This is a genomic window from Streptomyces sp. WELS2, from assembly GCF_013870595.1.
In the GTDB taxonomy this organism is placed as follows: Bacteria; Actinomycetota; Actinomycetes; order Streptomycetales; family Streptomycetaceae; genus Streptomyces.
The window spans coordinates 1-3154 of sequence record NZ_JACBWZ010000728.1 but is presented as its reverse complement, the minus strand read 5'-3'; the positions used below and the strand labels follow the sequence as shown (position 1 = coordinate 3154).

Below are 3154 nucleotides of genomic sequence, written 5' to 3'. Positions count from 1 at the left end.
GACGCGCCCGTCGGCTCGCTCGTCGTCGCCGACGCGATCACGGCGGCCGATCTGGGCGCCGAGACCGCCGACGGCTTCCTCCCGGTCACCGAACTCGGCTTCGGGACCGTCACCCACCGCCCGCCCGAATCAGCCGTACGAGTCGCCGCCGAGGCCCTCGGCGCCCATACCGGCACGGTCCTGACCGTCTCCACGGTGACCGGCACCGCCGCCCGCGCCGCCGCCCTGCGCTCCCGGCATCCGGGCGCGCTCGCCGAGGGCATGGAGGGGTTCGGGGTGGCGGAGGCCGCCGCCGCGCACGGGGTGCCCGTGCTGGAGATCCGCGCCGTCTCCAACCCGGTGGGGCCCCGGGACCGCGCCGCCTGGCGCATCGGCGACGCCCTCGCCGCCCTCACCGAGGGCTTCGGGAAGCTCGCGCCCGCTTTGGAGAGTTGGAACCCACATGACCACCAGTGAGCAGCGGTCCCTGCCGATCGCGTACTCCCCCTGCCCGAACGACACCTTCGTCTTCGACGCCCTCGCCCACGGCCGGGTGCCCGGCGCGCCCGCGCTGGACGTGACGTTCGCCGACATCGACATCACCAACGGCATGGCCGAGCGCGGCGAGCTGGACGTGCTGAAGGTGTCGTACGCCGTGCTGCCGTACGTCCTCGACGAGTACGCGCTGCTGCCGTGCGGCGGCGCGCTGGGGCGGGGCTGCGGGCCGCTGGTACTCACCCGGGAGGCGGGCGCCGGGGGCATCTCCCACGCCTCGGGACTGACGGGCCGTACGGTCGCGGTGCCGAGCGAGAAGTCGACCGCGTACCTGCTGTTCCGGCTGTGGGCCGCGGACACCGTGCCCGGCGGGGTCGGCGAGATCGTGGTCATGCCGTTCCACGAGATCATGCCGGCCGTACGGGACGGCAAGGTGGACGCGGGCCTGGTCATCCACGAGGCCCGGTTCACCTACCGGAACTACGGGCTGCACAAGCTCGCCGACATGGGCGAGCACTGGGAGGAGACCACCGGGCTGCCGATCCCGCTGGGCGCGATCATCGCCCGGCGCTCGCTGGGCACGGAGACGCTCACCCGGCTGGCCGAATCGATCCGTACGTCCGTGCGCATGGCCTGGGACGACCCGGAGGCCTCCCGGCCGTACGTCATGGCGCACGCCCAGGAGATGGATCCGGCCGTCGCCGACCAGCACATCGGGCTGTACGTCAACGAGTTCACGGCCGACCTCGGCGAGGACGGCTACGCGGCGGTCCGCGGGCTGCTCACCCGTGCGGCGGCCGAGGGGCTGCTGCCGCCCCTCGGCCCGAAGGCGCTGGACTTCCCCTGAGGAAGTCCGGGCCCGGTCAGACGTCGAGTTGGTCGGCGACCGCGCGGAGCAGGCCGGCGATCTTCTTGCCGTTGGCCTTCTCCGGGTAACGGCCCTTCTCCAGCATCGGGGTGATGTTCTCGAGAAGGGTCGTCAAATCCTGCACGATCGACGCCAGCTCGTCCGGTTTCTTGCGCTGGGCGGCGGCGACCGAGGGGGTCGGGTCCAGCACGTTCACCGACAGCGCCTGGTCGCCGCGCTGACCGGCGACGACCCCGAACTCCACGCGCTGTCCCGGCTTGAGCGAATCGACTCCGGCGGGGAGAACCGAGGAATGGACGAAGACGTCACCGCCGTCGTCGCGGGAGAGAAAGCCGAAGCCCTTCTCGCTGTTGAACCACTTGACCTTGCCGGTAGGCACGTCTGTCCTCGTCCTCGTACTCGTTGGGAAAACTACTTCGGAAACTGCTCTTGACAGCACTAGAGCGGGTCGACCATGACCCGCCGATACCAAGGCTAATGGTCTTCGGGCGGGTGACAAGACGTCCCCCGGTTGTTCTCTCGCGCAGGGAACTACCCTGGTCCGGTGCGTGACAAAACCCAAGCGAATTCCGCCGCGCCCGGTGACCGACTGATCCGGGCCGGTGCCGTCGTCTTCTTCCTCGGGGCGGTGGCCACCCTGGTCACGGTGGCCCCGTTGTTCCTCGGGGCGAAGCCTTTTCCGACCTACATGTTCGGTCTGAGCATGCTCATGGCCGTCGGATTCCTCATCGCCGGTGCCGGTGTGCTGCGCTCGGTCACCGCCGGACGGCGTCAGGCGCGGGAGGCCGTCCCGGGCGCCTCGCGGTAGCCGTCCAGCCATTCCGGGAAGGCGGACAGACCGGCCAGGACGACGTCCGCGCCGGCCGCGGCCAGTTCCCCGGCCGGGCACGGTCCGGTCGCGACGGCGACCGAGAACGCGCCGGCGGCGCGGGCCCCGCGGACGTCTCCGACGTGGTCGCCGACGTACACGGACGCGCCGTACTCGCGCAGTGCCTCCGCCTTCTGCTCGGCCCACAGGTCGCCGACGACCACGTCCGGCTCGATGCCGAGGTGGGCGAGGTGCAGCTTGGCGTTCGGCTCGTACTTCGCCGTCACCACCATCGTCCGCCCGCCGGCCGCGCGCACCGCGTCCACCGCCTCCCGGGCGCCGGGCATCGCGGGCGTCGCGGCGATGGCTATGGAGGGGTACATCGCCCGGTACAGGTCGGCCGTCTCGGCCACCCGCTCCGGCGGGAACCAGTGGGCCAGCTCCTCCACGAGCGGCGGACCGAGCCGGGTCACCGCGAGGTCGGCGTCGATGAACGTGCCGGTGCGCTCCGCCAGGGCGAGGTAGCAGGCGCGGATGCCCGGACGCGAGTCGATGAGCGTCATGTCCAGGTCGAAACCGACGGTCAGGGTGGAGGCCATGGGGGACATTCTGCCGGGTGCGGACGGGAGGGACCGGGCGGGCCCGCGCCGTACGGGCGGACGGGCCGCCGGCGCTCCGGTGCTACCTCTTCCGCTGTGAGCGCCAGACCAGGTACAACGCCGACGCCACCGCCGCGCCCCGGACCACCCACGGCCAGGTGTCGCCGATCGCGTCGCTCATGTGGCCCTGCGGGACCGGGGTGCCCCAGCGGCCGTCGGTGCGGCCCCACAGCCACAGCAGGCCGGCCGCGACCGCCGCGCCGGGCAGGATCATCACGGCCCACTTGGTCTCCGCCGGGGTCAGCCGCCGGGAGCCGTAGGCGATGGCCCAGCCGAGGAGCAGGGCGAACCAGTTGCCGAGGCCGTCCTGGCCGAGTAGGACCCCTCCCGAAGACCCCGCTCACT

At 72.2% G+C, this 3154-nt stretch carries 5 protein-coding genes and 1 pseudogene; 3 read left to right on the top strand and 3 right to left on the bottom strand.

Going from position 1 to position 3154, the window contains the following annotated elements:
• Positions 1 to 456: futalosine hydrolase (locus H5J33_RS28865; protein ID WP_181797762.1), on the top strand; the 456-nt coding region annotated here is incomplete at its 5' end.
• Positions 443 to 1321, top strand: coding sequence for a 1,4-dihydroxy-6-naphthoate synthase (locus tag H5J33_RS28860; RefSeq protein WP_181797761.1), 879 nt, complete (start codon positions 443 to 445; stop codon positions 1319 to 1321). The genes H5J33_RS28865 and H5J33_RS28860, both read left to right, overlap by 14 nt.
• Positions 1322 to 1337: 16 nt before the next feature.
• On the opposite strand, the gene H5J33_RS38465 is transcribed toward H5J33_RS28860, so the two are convergent.
• Positions 1338 to 1721 carry a cold-shock protein gene (locus H5J33_RS38465; protein ID WP_181797760.1) on the bottom strand — a complete coding sequence of 128 codons (384 nt, stop codon included), beginning with the start codon at positions 1719 to 1721 and terminating at the stop codon, positions 1338 to 1340.
• 165 nt (positions 1722 to 1886) lie between these two features.
• Here H5J33_RS38465 and H5J33_RS28850 point away from each other — a divergent pair, with 165 nt between their 5' ends.
• Positions 1887 to 2150, top strand: a complete 264-nt coding sequence (locus H5J33_RS28850; RefSeq protein WP_181797759.1) for a hypothetical protein — start codon at positions 1887 to 1889, stop codon at positions 2148 to 2150.
• Here H5J33_RS28850 and H5J33_RS28845 read toward each other — a convergent pair.
• On the bottom strand, positions 2114 to 2758 hold the full coding sequence (locus H5J33_RS28845) for an HAD family hydrolase (RefSeq protein ID WP_181797758.1): 645 nt from the start codon (positions 2756 to 2758) through the stop codon (positions 2114 to 2116). The genes H5J33_RS28850 and H5J33_RS28845 overlap by 37 nt on opposite strands.
• A 73-nt stretch (positions 2759 to 2831) precedes the next feature.
• Positions 2832 to 3110 (bottom strand): annotated as a pseudogene (locus tag H5J33_RS28840) (hypothetical protein); the annotation flags it as partial.
• Between the last annotated feature and the right edge of the window lie 44 nt (positions 3111 to 3154).